This is a genomic window from Clostridiales bacterium (genome assembly GCA_015243575.1).
Taxonomy (GTDB): domain Bacteria; phylum Bacillota; class Clostridia; order Peptostreptococcales; family Anaerovoracaceae; genus Anoxybacterium; species Anoxybacterium hadale.
Window position 1 is genome coordinate 1,689,940 of record CP042469.1, and the last position, 13,780, is coordinate 1,703,719.

The following is a 13,780-nucleotide window of genomic DNA, read 5'->3' on the forward strand; positions in this document are numbered from 1 at the left end:
AAATCAACCGAATATATTTTTACTGAAATACCGGTCTCCCCGGTCAGGAAGAATGGTCACAATATTGGCTCTTGAAGCATAACTTGCCAGACGGAGTGCAGCAGCAGCGGCAGCTCCAGAGGAAGATCCTGTAATCAGTCCTTCCTTGGCGGCAAGTAGCTTTACTGTATCGAAAGCTTCTATGTCAGTCACCTTAATTACATCGTCCACAAGGCTCATATCCATGGTTTCGGGGATGAAGTCATTGCCGATTCCTTCAATATTATAGCAGTGTGCATCGCCGCCGCCCATAGTAGAGCCCTCAGGATCAACTAGAATTCCCTTTACGCTGGGGATTCGTTCCTTTAGATACCGTACCACCCCTGTAAAGGTACCTCCGCTTCCTGCCCCGGCTACAAGATAATCAATGTTTCCGTCTAAAGCCGCGAAAATTTCCGCTCCGGTGGCTTCGTAATGAATCCTGGGATTTGCTGGATTGACAAACTGTGCAAGCTCAATGGCTCCGGGGATTTCTTCTCTGAGCTCACGGGCTTTGTTCATGGCTCCCAGCATTCCCTCTTCTCTGGATGTATTGATAATCTCAGCCCCCAGAGCTTTCATTAGAATCTGTTTTTCCGCGGAGAACTTTTCCGGTACCACAAAAATAATTCGGTAGCCCTTGTTAATGGCTGCAACAGCAATTCCTAGTCCCGTATTTCCGGCGGTGGCTTCGATGATGGTAGAGCCTTTCTGCAGGAAACCCTTTCGTTCTGCGTCCTCAATCATGGACAGACCAATTCTGTCTTTTACGCTGCCGCCTGGGTTGTAATATTCCAGTTTTGCAAACAGATTCACTCCATCGGGAACCGCAAGATGGTTCAGCTTCAGTAATGGCGTATTTCCAATCAATTCACAAATACCATTATAATAGGTTTGCATTCCCATGGAATTACCTCCTGCTCTCCTTGAAAGCATTCTCTAAATCTTTGACCAAATCTTCCTTTGCTTCCAGTCCGGGTGAGTAGCGAACGAGATTATATGTGATGCCAACCTTTTCTCGTACTTCCTCAGGAATGGATGCATGAGTCATGGATGCCGGATGGCAAACAAGAGATTCTACACCGCCAAGGCTTTCAGCAAGCTTTGCAACTTTTAAAGAAGTATAGAATTTTTTCAGATCATAACCTTCATTCAGACGGAAGGAAATCATAGCTCCCGGGCCGTCAGCCTGCCTGCGATTGACCTCATAGCCGTCTGAATCTGCTAATCCAGGATAATATACCTGATCAGCCGCCGGATGGTCTTTCAAAAATTCCGCAATGTATCTGGCGTTTTCAATATGACGGTCCATTCTGACCGAGAGGGTCTTGATTCCCCTGATCAGAAGGAATGAATCAAATGGCTGCAGAATTCCTCCGGTGGCGTTTTGTGTAAAACCAAGACGTTCGGCCAGTTCTTTGTTGTTTGTGACGGCAAGACCCGCAATCAAGTCGCTATGCCCTCCAAGATATTTTGTTGCGCTATGAACGACAATATCCGCTCCAAGCTCAATCGGTCTTTGCAGATAAGGTGTCATAAAGGTATTATCAACGATGGTAAGAATGCCGTTTTCCTTTGCGATTTCGGCAATCGCCTTAATATCGGTGATGGTCATTAAAGGATTTGCCGGGGATTCAATCAAAAATGCTTTTACATCCTCCGAGACAGCCTGCTTTACTTCCTCCAGATCAGAGGTATCCACGACTTTGAAGTTCAAGCCAAACTGCGGAAATACTTTGTTCAGCAGCCGGAAGGTTCCTCCGTAGACATTATTCGATATGACGATGGTATCCCCGCTTTTGAACAGGTGAAACACTGCCGTAATTGCTGCAAGTCCTGATGCAAAGGCAAACCCATCCGTTCCCTTTTCCAGATCTGCAATCAATGCCTCCAGCGCTTTTCTGGTAGGATTGGCACTTCTGGAATATTCGTAGCCGCCTCTCAGCTCGCCCAAGGCATTCTGCTCATACGTTGATGTCTGATAAATCGGAACGTTGACCGCTCCCGTCACATCATCTCCGTCAATTCCTCCATGGATCAGTAAGGTACGCATGTCAGTCTCAGTTTTCATTTTATATCCCTTCCTTTACATATCTGATGCGGATCAAGTATGGAAAACTTGATCCACATCTGAAATTAATATTTTTATAGCTTCATCCAATTATTATCAGAGAGAGAAGCGCAGTTCCCGGGCTGCTGCCGAAAACCGCGTTCCGTCATTGCAAAGAGGTCAAGAATTTATTGATGCGCTCATTTCCAGATTGGTAGAGTGACGAAAAGCTTCCTTGCTCGAGAATGTTTCCGTTTTCTAGAAAGATCACGTGATCAGCGATTTCTTTGGCAAAGCCCATCTTGTGTGTCACAATTACGATGGTATAATGCTCCTTTACAAGAGTTTTGATAATCTCAAGAACTTCGATTTCCAATTCGGGGTCCAGTGCACTTGTGGGCTCATCAAAGAGAAGAACCTCTGGTTTCATCGCCAGCGCCCGAGCAATTGCTACTCTCTGCTGCTGACCGCCGGACAGCTGACTCGGATACTGATTGGCTTTTTCCGCAAGGCCTACCTTTTCCAGAAGCACCATTCCTTCTTGGATTGCTTCTGCCTTTTTCTTTTTCAATACCGTCACCGGTCCTTCAATAATATTTTCAATTACCGTCCGATGGGAGAAAAGGTTGAAGCTCTGAAACACCATACCGGTTTTCTTTCTAAATTCGATCATCTGCTTTTTCTGAAGCGGTCGTTTTTCTCCGAAACGTAATGTCGTATCATTCAGGCTGATATCACCGCTGTCCGGTATGGTCAGCAGGTTTAGGGACCGCAAGAGTGTTGTCTTTCCCGATCCTGAAGGTCCGATAATTACAGTTGTCTTGTTTGATTCAATGTCAACATCGATTCCATTGATTACTTGCAGATCTTCGTATCTCTTTTTTAAATTTCTTATTTGTAACATCTGCCCACTCCTTATCAACCTTGTTCCAGCTTCAGCCACTTTTCTGCCCGGTGCTGTACATTTGTCAGCACGGTGCAGAAGATCAGATAGATCACTGCAACTTCACAGTAGAGCGCCAAAGGTTCATAGGTCTTTGCTGCAATCCGCTGAGATACCATAAACATCTCAGTTACGGTGATGTTCGCTGCAAGTGAAGTATCCTTCACCAAACTGATAAACGAATTGAATAAAGGAGGCACCGATACTTTGAATGCCTGAGGCAGGATAATTCTGTGAAGCACCTGAAAATAATTCATTCCCAGAGAATATCCGGCTTCGATCTGCCCCGCTGGAACAGATAAAATTGCCGCCCTTAAGGTTTCAGATGCATATGCTCCTACGTTGAGGGAAAAGGCAATAATTGCTGCAACAATGGCATTCAGTAAAATTCCCAGACTGGGCAGGCCGTAAAAGATGATAAACAGCTGCACCAGAAGCGGCGTACCGCGGATGACCCAAACATAGAACTTAACGATAGGGTTCAATACTCTGAGGTGACTGACCTGCACCAAAGCGACGAGAATCGCAATGAAAAGGCCGATGGCAAAGGATACCAATGTTAGCGGTATGGTGTAAGTAATCCCGGGAATTAAAATCTTAACAAAAGATTCCTGTAGTATGTTAATAACCCTCTCGTCAAACATGCTGCCGACTCCTTATTCCTGGCTGACATCAACACCGAAATATTTTTCGGAGATCTCTTTCAGCTTACCCTCTGCACTCAGTTCAGCCAGCGCATCATCCACAGCTTTTACAAATTCTTCATTGCCTTTTCTGATTAACACCGCGCTCTTACTGATATCATCGGAATAAGCTGCGATTTTAACCTTTGCATCACTCTTAACATTTTTATAATCATAGAAGGTTACATCGTCGTTAATAGTAGCGTCCGCTCTGCCTGTTAATACCAGCTCGATGGACTGATTAAAGCCGTCAGTGCCAACGATGGTTGCACCGAAGGATTCTGCAGTTCCTGCCCAGTTGCTGGTAGCGGTCTGAGCAGAGCTTTTTCCGTTCAGATCTTCAAAGGACTTAATGCTGCTGTTATCTTCATTTACAATCAATACGCCCCTAGTATATGTATAGGGCTCTGAAAAATCGTATTTTTCCTGACGCTCCGGTGTGATGCTGACCTGATTGATGATGGCATCATACCTTTTCGCATCAAGTCCCGCAATGATACTGTCCCACTTGGTCTCTACAAATTCGGTTTTGACCCCAAGTTTATCTGCGATGGCCTGTGCGATTTCTACATCGTATCCTTTTAGTTCATCTGTGCTTTCATCGTGATACGTATAAGGCGGATAGGTGCCTTCTATGCCCACCGTTAGAACGCCCTTCTCCTGAATTTCCTGAAGTAATGTTGCCTCTGCTTGAGGTTCGCTGCCGCCTGTTTCACTTGAGGCTTTTTCAGCGCAGCCAGAAAAGCTGAATATCAGTGCCAATCCGAAAAGTATAATAAGTGCTCTGCTTAATTTTTTCATGTTTCAATCTCCTTAATTCCTAGTATTTTAATATGTTTACTATGTTATTGAAATTATATAGTTTCTGTTACAACGTGTCAACTAATTTTTTTACATTGAAATATGAATAGGAAATGAATTTTATGAGAATGGCGCTTTTATGCTGAGTGGTGGATGATCCATAGGAGAAAGTATTTGAACCCAAGGAATTATCCATGAGAAAAAATATCCTGAATCGGACGTTCTTCCCCATATAGCTGTGCTGAGATATCATGGTTTTTCCCCATCACACCCGCTGCATCGGCTCTGCAGTGCTTGCAGTGATGGAAAACATCAAGATAAGGCATTGCCGCCATCCTTGCAGCATGCAATTCCTCACAATTGGGTTTTGGCCTGTCAGCCATCCGCTGCTGGGGAATCAGAGGAATGATATTATGAATCACCGCTCCTGCTTCTTTGGCAGCCTTGGCAATGGCGCCAATTTCTCCATCATTGAGCCCCGGAATCAGCACCGTATTGATCTTTATTACTGCATCTGTCTCTGATGCGGCTCTGCAAATTCCTTCCAGCTGCGCTTCAATGAGCAGCTTCTGTGCCTCGATACCCTTGAAAACCTCATTGTGATATACAACGAATTCATTGATTTCATTTTGAATTTCCGGCGTAATGGAATTAACGGTCACAGTGATCGAATTGATTTCCGCTTCTTTGATTTGCTCAATCCGCTCCCGCAAAAGCAGCCCATTGGTAGACAAGCATCGAAGAATTTGAGGATACTGCTCTTTAATCAGCAGAAACGTCCGAAACGCATGATCAGTAGCCAAGGTGTCTCCAGGGCCAGCAACACCTGCCACCCTGATTTCCGGGCATAGTTCCAGCGCTTTCCCCAGGATGACGAGAGCCTCTTCCGGTGACAGCACACGATTGGTGCAGCCGGGAACCTGGTCGGTCTTATTGACCCCTCTTCTGCAGAAAGCGCACTGGATATTACAGCTGGGGCTTACGGGAAGATGAATTCTCCCGTATTTCAGATGCGCCTCTTCATTGAAGCAGGGATGAGTCTTCAATTGATGTCTCATGGTCGTTCCCTCGTATCAAGAAGCCCTTGTTCTAGAGTTATTTGAAGCACCTCATCTATTCGATAAGGTGCTTCAAATACCCTGATTCCTTTTGAGATCAGATAATCTGCTGCACCGCCCCCGATCTGGCTGACAAAGATCGCCTCACAATCGGAAAGCAGCTCGATCACCTTGTCAAAGCGGCTCGCGCTGTGACTTTGATGCTGACAGCACGGCCTCGTATATCTGGATTCTACGAAGTGATGGGCTTCTCCGTCAATTTCGTAGATCTGAAATTCATTGGCGTGGCCGAAGTGCAGATCAACCTCGGCTCCGTTTGAACTTGCCATAGCAATTCGAAATTTCATTTCAATCCCCCTTTCTTAGCACATCAATTTAATGCTGTTTTCTCATTCAGTCGTTGCCGCTGTTTCCATGCAGCGCTTGACCGCACAGATGCTGCAGCGACTCCTTCCTTCCAGCCAGAAGCTTTGTTATGCGTAGCTGGCCAGAACCACATCGTAGATGTCTTCGATGAGGCGAAGTCCCCCTGTATATCCAGCGTAACCGGTTGTGAGCACAAGCCGGTAAGGGCTGGGCGCTGCCGCAGGTAGAAAATCATATTCCTTTTCTCTTGCCAGTTCTTTATCCCAGCCGCTTCCGATGATCAAGCCTCTTCCCTTGTAGTGTTTCGTCCTGATATCGTTCTGCGCCAGACCGGCATCAGGACTGAACGTTAACGAAATTTCTTTTTTATCCGAGGTTGCTTTCAAAAGTCTGCGGATTTGATCCTGATATTCCTCCGGCACCTTATCCACGATATACTGATCCTTTGGTACAATACCTACTTCATGGAGCAAAAACCGATTGATTCCAAGCACATACCCCGCATCGTGAATTACATGGACAAAGTTGGGAAGACCGTATCGGAACTCAAGCAGGAAGGTTGCAAGATTATCAATCTCTTCGTAAAATGCCTGGTTTTCTCTTTTTATAAAGCTTTTGGCCTTGATCAAATCCAGTTCTGCACCCTGCTCACCCGCAAACTGGATCACTCCTTCTAAAAACCGATTTGTTTCATTTCCGCCGATAGGTAAATAAGGGAACTGATAGAATGGCTGATCAAATTCCTCCTTCAGGTGCTCCACTACCGCCTTCCCATACCATGGGGAGACGAGAATGTTGAATCCTGCCTGAGGTATTGCTTTCCATTCTGTAAGCCCGTTCGAGTGAGGGCCAAACAGGATATTTACCTCCAGCCCGATGCCTTCCAGAATTCGCTTTAATTCGAAAAGGTTTCCTTTCCAGAAAGGGTCCTGATAAGGAATGGAGGCAAACACGTTCACCAGCCTTGGATTCTTTTCTTTGTTCAAGTCCCCATACCGTTTCGTATACTGGTCGATGATAGCGATGATCACATTGGAATGGGAAATGTAGTTGCTGGACTTAAAACCACCTGTCTCCACATGGACAATGGGTTTACCCTGTTCTGCATAATCATTCGTAACATTTGCAATGTCATCCCCGACGATATCCGAGGTGCACCCCGTCAGCACAACCTGAAGGTCCGTATCCAGAACCTTGTAGGTATTCGCCACGATCTTACGCAATCGGTCCTCTCCGCCAAAGACCACCTCTGACTCGCTGAAATTGGTGCAGGGCGCTGTACTTCCCCCTGCATAACCAGTGGAACGTTCGAAAAAGCCTGCAACCATGGTTCCGCATCCCGGCCCGGAGTGTAATATCGGCACTGCTCTTGGAATTGCTACCACAGTTTGCATCGCACCGATGGCACAGGTAAATCTCTGCTGCTCAATAACCGACGACATCGGCTTCACCTCCCAGGAATGTATATGGATCCTGATTCAGCCACCATTTTGTATATGGATTGATGGCATGCTTCTCAAGATTTTTGACAAATTCATCATTTTCAATGGTTTCCAGAATTCTCTCCCCGTAGTTCACTAGCCCCTGATAGCCCATACCGTAGTGCTCATCTCCGATGAGGAGAGAAGGAATCCCAAACTTTGCTCCCCATAGGGTCATTCCCCCATGTCTCGCAAGAAGGATATCCGGCCTTACTCTGTGAAGAATGTTCACCAGCTCGAATTCCTGTTTATTGCAGACATTGAAGGCTTTGACGTTGCCGTAATCTTCAACCACATGCTGCAGCGTATCCCCTTCTACTGCGCCGTTATCGTACAACGGGTCATGATGGAATATGGCAGCCCCCTGTGGCTCCATTCCCAGCTCTTTCAGAATTGCCAGCAAAGAATGCCCGTGGGATGCTCCCGCCGTCACATAAGCGGTCTTTCCCTTCAGCTTACCCCTCAGTTCTTCAATTCTCGGAAGCCAACGCTCCCGTTCTTCCGCAAGGAAAATCTCAACCTCTTCTTTTCGGTTTGTAATTCTGCCAAGCTCCCGAAACCAGCGCTCTGTCTGGGGGATTCCGTAAGGCGGCGATGTCTTGATTTCCTCTACGCCGAAATACTGCTCCAGTGCAGCTCCCAGATAAGAGCCTAGTGTAGAACAAATCTGCATCGTTGCAATGGCCTCGGAAGAGTGGGCGATCTGATCGACGGTTGCATAGGGAGTCAGATAATTGGTTCTGAGATTCAGTCGTTTAAACCACTGGGCAAAAACGTCGGTTCCCCAGAAATTAATAATATTGACCAAATCCTCCTGTTTTCTCTCCGCAGGTTTAATGAGTTTTCTCGCAATGCCGTGATACCCCGCATCAAAACCGGAAGTCCATATCTTGGAACGAAACCCTTCGCAGAATACAGCAACCACAGGTATGCCCAGCTCTTCTTCTGCCTCGTTTGCGATTCCTTCCACATCATCGCCGATAATACCGGAAGCGCAGGTGGTGATGATAAAGATGGCGTTGACATTGGTTCTCCGGTGAACCTCCCTAATGGCATCAGCCAGCTTTTGGTTTCCGCCGTATATGGTATCCTTCTCTTCCAGGTCGGTAGAGTAGATATGTCTTGGTGTTGTTTTTTCAAGCCCTCGATGAACGCCATTTACCCGGTAGGTAAAGGCAAACTCATGGAGGCAGCCTGCACAGCCAACCGGTCCATGACTGATGACTGCCGCATCCTGAATCAGGATCAGCGTGCAAGCGGCATTGCTTGTGGAGCAGCCCAGTGTTTGACTGAAGCTTCTCGATTTATCTGCCAGCTTTCCGCATCTGGCACACCCCACCAGGTCTTCTGCACTACCAGCAAATCCGGTAACGGAACCGAGTCTCAATTCCCGTACCGTGACCTCAGGGGCCTTCAGATTGACATTGCCCATTGATTTCACCTCCTAAATGCTTTCGCTCTCGCCCCGGATTTCTCCTGATTCGATTGCCACAAGAAGATCTGCCCATTTGGCAGCCCAATCTTTCAGCTCCTTTGAATCCAGCGGCGCCGGAACCGTTGACTGAGTATGTTCGTCAATTCGTTTTGCAAGATTTCGGTAAATCTTTGCCTGGGCAGAATCAGGAGCCGCTTCTATTGTGGTTCTGCCGGATAATTCGCTCTGGGTTACTGTGATGGATCTTGGAACATACTCCATAACCTGGGTTTTGGTTCGGGCCACAAAGTCATCGATAATCTTCTGCTGATAAGGTGATACAATAGAATTGGCTATGACGCCGCCCAAAAGTGCCCCTCCTGAATTGGAGTATTTTTGAATGCCTTTAAAGAGATTATTAGCCGCATAGATTGCCATAAAATCAGAGGAGGACACCGTAAAAACATGCTCTGCGATCCCTTCCCTGATGGGTACGGCGAAGCCACCGCATACTACATCACCCAAAACATCGTAGATCACATAATCCAGATCCAGTTCGTCAAATATTTTCTGCTGTTTCAACAGTTGAACCGCTGTGGTAATGCCGCGGCCTGCACAGCCCACTCCCGGAGCCGGGCCTCCTGCTTCCACGCAGTAGATTCCGTTATATCCCTGAAAAATTGCGTCATGGGCATCCACCGTTCCCTTTTCTCTCAAAAGATCGAGTACCGTAGGAATATAGGTACCATCTCTCAGCGTATTGGTGGAATCCGCCTTGGGATCGCAGCCAAACTGCATCACCTTATATCCCATATCCGAAAGTGCCGCGCTGATATTGGAAGTTGTGGTGGATTTCCCAATTCCGCCTTTTCCGTAGATCGCTATTTGCTTTAACTTTTTTCCCATCTCTTTCTCCTTTTCATTTTGACATAACCTGTTGTGTCTGAATTCCTTTAACAGCCACAGTTGCGGTTGGCAGGCACAAGGAGCTCCTTATTCTTCTGCCGCGATTTGAAAAGCTCTTTCCAGATCAGCGATTAAGTCCTCAGGGTCTTCAAGGCCCACAGAAATTCGCAGTGTATCGGTTGAAATATCCGCCAAGGCCTGCTGCTTCTCATTCAGCTCCCCATGGGTTGTTTCCGGTGAGTTAATCAGGATGGACCTCGCATCTCCCACGTTGGCATGGAAGGAAAACAGCTCCAAAGCGTCGATAAATTGATCTCTCTGTTCCTTTGTTTTTCCATAACCAAAGGTAAAGATAGAGCCCGTTCCTTTTGGAAAATAACGGGCAGCCAATTCTTTGTAAGGGCTGTCTTTCGCCTCAGGATGCTTCACCCAAAGAACCTCCTTTTTTGTCTCAAGGTATGTAATGAGTTTTTTTGCACTGCTCACCTGTTTCGCAACCCTCTCAGACAAGGTTTCAATTCCCTGCAAAATGAGAAATGCATCAAATGGACTTAACGCTGCCCCAAGGTGATTCAGGTAATTTAAACGAATTCTCGTGGTGAATACCGCACCGGGCGCAGCCTCTATGAAGGAGCGAGCTTCCCCGCTCACGGTTCTGAGCACGTGAAGCTTTTCTTCAAATTGCGGATATTTGCCGCTTCCCCAGTTGAATTTACTATTTTCCACGATAACCCCTGCAATGGTGTTGCCGTGTCCGTTCAGCGCCTTTGTTGCAGAGTAGATCACAAGATCCGCTCCGTAATCGAAGGGGTTGAACAGGTATGGCGTTGCAAAGGTGTTATCGACGACAAGAGGGATTCCGTGCTTATGGGCAACCTCCGCAATTCCTTCGATATCAAAGAGTTCCGCATTTGGATTGGATATGCTTTCAATAAAGATCAGTTTCGTATCCGGGGTGATGGCAGCCTCATAAGATATTGGATCGTGGATGTCTTCCGGGTAGTCGATTTTGACCCCCAGAGAAGGAAATACTCTTAGAAAGCTGTCAATGGTTCCTCCGTAAAGATTAGGCAAAGACAGCACTCTTCCGCCGCCTTCCGTAAGCTGCAAAAGGGTGTAAGAGATTGCTGCCATGCCGGAAGCCAGTGCGATGGCCGCAGTTCCTCCATCCAGCTGTGCGACCCGTTCTTCTAAAATTGCTGCTGTCGGTGATCCGATTCTCGTATAGATACTTCCCACCTCTTCCAACTGAAATAATCTTCGCCCCCGCTCCACTGAACCCAGATCGTAGGATGCAGTCTGGTAGATTGGAACGGCTACCGCATAGTTGTGATCCTCAGAACGATATCCGGCACGGACCTTACGGGTGTCAAACCCAAGTGCTCTTGTTTTGTCTGTCATGGCATGATCTCCTTTACTTTCGATAAATTCCGTCAATATCGCTCTTGCGATATTTCCTGCATAAATCCCGCAGAAATAAAAAAAGCAAGCCAATGAATGTCAACGCCTCTGCGCTGCATTGCTGAGCTTGCTCTCCGTTCTTACGGTCAATCATCTCAATTTTGATATTTTATAATTTCATTATTGTACTTGAACTTATTTATCATCTTGATATTTGAACATTTTCATCTTAATTTGAACTTTTCCATCTTCTCAATCTGAACCACTTCACCGTTTTGAATGATCAGTGTAACAGTCCCAAACTGAATGCTGTCTATGTATGCAAACAATCGCCTTAGATTTTCTTCTGAAATTGCTTTTTTAACTGGTTTTTTTTCTTCCATACACATCACCTCCCGTAAATTAGAGCGTACCTACGATTCCTTAGCAATAATATTCAAAACCACGCCGTCCTGTTTCACAATGGAAATTGAGCCGTTTTCGATTTCTTTGAGAAGTTTTATTAAGAATTCAATGTACTCATCCTTCTTTTTCCCCTTCATTGGAATCCCTCCCGCTTTCGAATTGGAACGCTTATTTATATTCATACTATTTCTATATGATTTATATGCTTTAATTTTTAAATTAAATCTAACACTTCAGACTTTCTTTGTCAATGGGTTTAGGCGAACTTTTTTCCACAAATAATACGGATCATGTGGTAGGATTGCCCAGCAAATAAATCTCCCTGTATTCTATTGCCATGAAATCCGAGGAGGTACAAAACCTGCCCCGGATTCCATGTATGAGAAAGAGTTGGGAATGCAATTTATATCTCATACTCCGGCGGCTGCCGGGTACTTGCAAGATGCAGTTTTTCAAGAATACTGCTTCTGATTCCTGCGAAGTCGATCCCTGCTCGATCCCTGGGTCTTGGCAGATCTATTTTGAGGATTTCGCTGATCTGTCCAGGCCTGGGTGTCATAATGACGATACGGTCGCTCAAAAAGATTGCTTCATCTACGTCATGGGTTACCAGAATCATTGTTGTATGGTTCTTCTTCCAAAGCTCCAGAAGTTTTTCCTGCAAATCTGCCCTGGTGAAAGAATCCAGGGCTCCCATGGGCTCATCGAGCAGTAAAGCTGCGGGCCTGTTGATCAGCGCCCTTGCAATGGCTACTCTCTGTGCCATTCCTCCTGAGATCTGATGGGGATATGACTTTTCAAATCCCGCTAAGCCGATCAATTGTATATAATGGGAAATATCTTGTTTTTGTTTCTGATAAACGCCTCTGGCTTTCAGGCCCGATGCGATGTTTTTTTCCACAGTGAGCCACGGAAAGAGGCTTCCCTGCTGGAAGACATACCCCCGCTCCGGGTCAGGCGATTTGATCTCATGTCCGTTGATGGAGAGAGCTCCCGAAGTGGGAGCATCAAGACCGGCCAGAAGCCTCAGCAGAGTGGTTTTGCCACACCCTGAAGGTCCGATAATGCTGATGAATTCTCCCTCCCTAACGGAAAGATTTACGTCAAACAGTGCTTCTACTTGATTCTCCTTATCGTCAACATATGTGCGAAAAACGTTCTGAATTTCAATTAATTCTCTCATTTCACAAGCCCTCTCTGCCATCGCAGCGCCCACCTTTGTATCGCTCCGATTCCCCACATGATCAGAGAAAACAGAATCGCCATGATGATAATCGCAGCAAACACCTTGTAATATGCAGACCAGACTCTAGATGCATTGATGTAATATCCCAGACCACCCGGCTGGCCCATCATTTCCGAAATGACCAGCGTGGTAAACGCATAGGCGTTGGCTGTGGAAATTCCCGTAAATATGTGAGGCATTGCATTGGGAATCGCAACCCGAAACACGAGGAATGAGGTTCGTGCACCCAGCGTCTTTGCAACTTCATAGTAAACCTTCTGCGTGCTTGCAATGCCCTGTGCGGTTAAAAACGCAACCGGGAACCACGCCGATATGACAATGAGGAAGGTTGCGGCGAGAAAAGGTGAAGGAAACAAGGTCAGGGCGAAGGGCATCCATGCCACAGCAGGAATCACCCCGGTAATTTTTAATACGGGATAGACCCAGTAATATACCTTGGGAAACCAGCCAATTAAAATACCGGTGACCACGCCAATCACCACGCCTGATACAAAACCCGCTGTAAATAGTCTTAAGGAGTACAACGTATTCTCAAAGACAAATCCGCCTTCCATCAAAAGTGCTTCCAGTATTCTTGAGGGCCCCGGGAAAAAGGGCTGGGGCAGCAGCAGGGTCTTTGTACCGAGAATCTCCCAGAGCGCCAGCCCAATCCCGCTTACAAAACGAAACGGTGCCCGCTGGAGGTATTTGATGCGCCTATCCGAGTTGAAATACGAGTATATCCCAATCACGAGATAAATAAAGATCATGCCAAACAGTACGATGCTGTATGCACCCATAATATTTAACTTGAAATGGACCACCTCAAACAAATTGATTTCATATGTCTTGATTTCAACTTCCGCAAGCTGAGGAAAATACCAATTTGCCAGCTGTGCAAGAAGCAATCCTGAGGCAGTGAAAAGTACACTGAGCAGATAACGTGCGTTAGAAATATGATGTGAGGGCAGAATCCTATTATCTGCGGGCAAGGTGTTTGGTCTAGCCGTTATGCTGTTCTGAGGCAGG

16 protein-coding genes are annotated in these 13,780 nt (G+C 46.4%); 1 reads left to right on the forward strand and 15 read right to left on the reverse strand.

Annotation, left to right across the window (positions count from 1 at the left end):
- Positions 1–3: 3 nt before the first annotated feature.
- The 13 genes from FRZ06_07370 to FRZ06_07430 form a co-directional block, all read right to left on the reverse strand.
- A complete protein-coding gene (locus FRZ06_07370; GenBank protein ID QOX65869.1) occupies positions 4–918 on the reverse strand; it encodes a cysteine synthase family protein in 915 nt (304 codons plus the stop codon).
- 10 nt (positions 919–928) lie between these two features.
- Positions 929–2,089 (reverse strand): PLP-dependent transferase, encoded by a 1,161-nt coding sequence (locus FRZ06_07375; GenBank protein QOX63178.1) that lies wholly within the window; start codon positions 2,087–2,089, stop codon positions 929–931.
- Between the two features lie 145 nt (positions 2,090–2,234).
- Positions 2,235–2,972 carry an amino acid ABC transporter ATP-binding protein gene (locus FRZ06_07380; GenBank protein QOX63179.1) on the reverse strand — a complete coding sequence of 246 codons (738 nt, stop codon included), beginning with the start codon at positions 2,970–2,972 and terminating at the stop codon, positions 2,235–2,237.
- A gap of 14 nt (positions 2,973–2,986) precedes the next feature.
- Positions 2,987–3,655, reverse strand: coding sequence for an amino acid ABC transporter permease (locus FRZ06_07385; GenBank protein QOX63180.1), 669 nt, complete (start codon positions 3,653–3,655; stop codon positions 2,987–2,989).
- A 12-nt stretch (positions 3,656–3,667) separates the two neighbouring features.
- Positions 3,668–4,495 carry an amino acid ABC transporter substrate-binding protein gene (locus FRZ06_07390; protein QOX63181.1) on the reverse strand — a complete coding sequence of 276 codons (828 nt, stop codon included), beginning with the start codon at positions 4,493–4,495 and terminating at the stop codon, positions 3,668–3,670.
- A 188-nt stretch (positions 4,496–4,683) separates the two neighbouring features.
- The gene (locus FRZ06_07395) at positions 4,684–5,553 is read right to left on the reverse strand and encodes a radical SAM protein (protein ID QOX63182.1); all 870 of its coding nucleotides are present in this window, start codon (positions 5,551–5,553) and stop codon (positions 4,684–4,686) included.
- A complete protein-coding gene (locus FRZ06_07400; GenBank protein QOX63183.1) occupies positions 5,550–5,900 on the reverse strand; it encodes a hypothetical protein in 351 nt (116 codons plus the stop codon). Before FRZ06_07400 ends, FRZ06_07395 begins: the two co-directional genes overlap by 4 nt.
- 126 nt (positions 5,901–6,026) lie before the next feature.
- Positions 6,027–7,361: a hydrogenase gene (locus tag FRZ06_07405; protein QOX63184.1), complete on the reverse strand. Its 1,335-nt coding sequence runs from the start codon at positions 7,359–7,361 to the stop codon at positions 6,027–6,029.
- Positions 7,345–8,832 (reverse strand): nitrogenase, encoded by a 1,488-nt coding sequence (locus FRZ06_07410; GenBank protein QOX63185.1) that lies wholly within the window; start codon positions 8,830–8,832, stop codon positions 7,345–7,347. The genes FRZ06_07405 and FRZ06_07410 overlap by 17 nt, the downstream gene beginning before the upstream one ends.
- Positions 8,833–8,844: 12 nt before the next feature.
- Positions 8,845–9,720, reverse strand: coding sequence for a nitrogenase iron protein (nifH, locus tag FRZ06_07415; protein QOX63186.1), 876 nt, complete (start codon positions 9,718–9,720; stop codon positions 8,845–8,847).
- A gap of 87 nt (positions 9,721–9,807) precedes the next feature.
- On the reverse strand, positions 9,808–11,121 hold the full coding sequence (locus FRZ06_07420) for an O-acetylhomoserine aminocarboxypropyltransferase/cysteine synthase (protein QOX63187.1): 1,314 nt from the start codon (positions 11,119–11,121) through the stop codon (positions 9,808–9,810).
- 224 nt (positions 11,122–11,345) lie between these two features.
- Positions 11,346–11,504 carry a DUF2292 domain-containing protein gene (locus FRZ06_07425; protein QOX63188.1) on the reverse strand — a complete coding sequence of 53 codons (159 nt, stop codon included), beginning with the start codon at positions 11,502–11,504 and terminating at the stop codon, positions 11,346–11,348.
- A gap of 30 nt (positions 11,505–11,534) precedes the next feature.
- On the reverse strand, positions 11,535–11,663 hold the full coding sequence (locus FRZ06_07430; protein QOX63189.1) for a DUF2292 domain-containing protein: 129 nt from the start codon (positions 11,661–11,663) through the stop codon (positions 11,535–11,537).
- Between FRZ06_07430 and FRZ06_07435 the strand changes: the two genes are divergently transcribed.
- A complete protein-coding gene (locus FRZ06_07435) occupies positions 11,630–11,737 on the forward strand; it encodes a hypothetical protein (protein QOX65870.1) in 108 nt (35 codons plus the stop codon). The two genes, FRZ06_07430 and FRZ06_07435, sit on opposite strands and share 34 nt — an antisense overlap.
- Positions 11,738–11,929: 192 nt before the next feature.
- On the opposite strand, the gene FRZ06_07440 is transcribed toward FRZ06_07435, so the two are convergent.
- Both FRZ06_07440 and FRZ06_07445 read right to left on the reverse strand, forming a co-directional pair.
- The gene (locus FRZ06_07440; GenBank protein ID QOX63190.1) at positions 11,930–12,730 is read right to left on the reverse strand and encodes an ABC transporter ATP-binding protein; all 801 of its coding nucleotides are present in this window, start codon (positions 12,728–12,730) and stop codon (positions 11,930–11,932) included.
- The gene (locus FRZ06_07445; GenBank protein ID QOX65871.1) at positions 12,706–13,779 is read right to left on the reverse strand and encodes an ABC transporter permease; all 1,074 of its coding nucleotides are present in this window, start codon (positions 13,777–13,779) and stop codon (positions 12,706–12,708) included. Before FRZ06_07445 ends, FRZ06_07440 begins: the two co-directional genes overlap by 25 nt.
- Between the last annotated feature and the right edge of the window lies 1 nt (position 13,780).

Coding starts and splice junctions, on each gene's coding strand:
- FRZ06_07380 (QOX63179.1), bottom strand. CDS start 2,972: ATGTTACAAATAAGAAATTTAAAAAAGAGATACGAAGATCTGCAAGTA.
- FRZ06_07440 (QOX63190.1), bottom strand. CDS start 12,730: ATGGCAGAGAGGGCTTGTGAAATGAGAGAATTAATTGAAATTCAGAAC.
- FRZ06_07405 (QOX63184.1), bottom strand. CDS start 7,361: ATGTCGTCGGTTATTGAGCAGCAGAGATTTACCTGTGCCATCGGTGCG.
- FRZ06_07390 (QOX63181.1), bottom strand. CDS start 4,495: ATGAAAAAATTAAGCAGAGCACTTATTATACTTTTCGGATTGGCACTG.
- FRZ06_07375 (QOX63178.1), bottom strand. CDS start 2,089: ATGAAAACTGAGACTGACATGCGTACCTTACTGATCCATGGAGGAATT.
- FRZ06_07430 (QOX63189.1), bottom strand. CDS start 11,663: ATGAAGGGGAAAAAGAAGGATGAGTACATTGAATTCTTAATAAAACTT.
- nifH (QOX63186.1), bottom strand. CDS start 9,720: ATGGGAAAAAAGTTAAAGCAAATAGCGATCTACGGAAAAGGCGGAATT.
- FRZ06_07410 (QOX63185.1), bottom strand. CDS start 8,832: ATGGGCAATGTCAATCTGAAGGCCCCTGAGGTCACGGTACGGGAATTG.
- FRZ06_07385 (QOX63180.1), bottom strand. CDS start 3,655: ATGTTTGACGAGAGGGTTATTAACATACTACAGGAATCTTTTGTTAAG.
- FRZ06_07420 (QOX63187.1), bottom strand. CDS start 11,121: ATGACAGACAAAACAAGAGCACTTGGGTTTGACACCCGTAAGGTCCGT.
- FRZ06_07370 (QOX65869.1), bottom strand. CDS start 918: ATGCAAACCTATTATAATGGTATTTGTGAATTGATTGGAAATACGCCA.
- FRZ06_07400 (QOX63183.1), bottom strand. CDS start 5,900: ATGAAATTTCGAATTGCTATGGCAAGTTCAAACGGAGCCGAGGTTGAT.
- FRZ06_07395 (QOX63182.1), bottom strand. CDS start 5,553: ATGAGACATCAATTGAAGACTCATCCCTGCTTCAATGAAGAGGCGCAT.
- FRZ06_07425 (QOX63188.1), bottom strand. CDS start 11,504: ATGGAAGAAAAAAAACCAGTTAAAAAAGCAATTTCAGAAGAAAATCTA.